This is a genomic window from Pseudomonas sp. SIMBA_068 (genome assembly GCF_046534705.1).
GTDB classification, from domain to species: domain Bacteria; phylum Pseudomonadota; class Gammaproteobacteria; order Pseudomonadales; family Pseudomonadaceae; genus Aquipseudomonas; species Aquipseudomonas putida.
In genome coordinates this window covers 1-239 of sequence record NZ_JAWRYI010001534.1, presented here as the reverse complement: position 1 = coordinate 239, position 239 = coordinate 1, and the positions used below count along the sequence as shown (strand labels likewise).

Annotated in this window: 1 pseudogene; it reads right to left on the bottom strand. The window is 67.4% G+C overall.

The features are described from left to right. Positions 1–239: pseudogene (locus tag SB756_RS34820) on the bottom strand (N-methylproline demethylase); the annotation flags it as partial.

Genomic DNA, 239 nt, shown 5'->3' with positions numbered 1-239 from the left:
GCCTTCGAAGGTGCCGCCCCATTCGTCGGTACGCTTGTTGACCCGTGGGCTCCAGAACTGGTCGATCATGTGCTGGTGCACGGCGGACAGTTCCACCCCGTCCAGGCCACCGGCCTTGGCCCGGCGCGCAGCCTGGGCGTAGTTGCCGATCACGCGCCAGATTTCTTCCGGCTCGATGGTTTTGCAGGTGGCGCGGTGCACCGGCTCACGCACGCCGGACGGCGACATCAAGGTCGGCC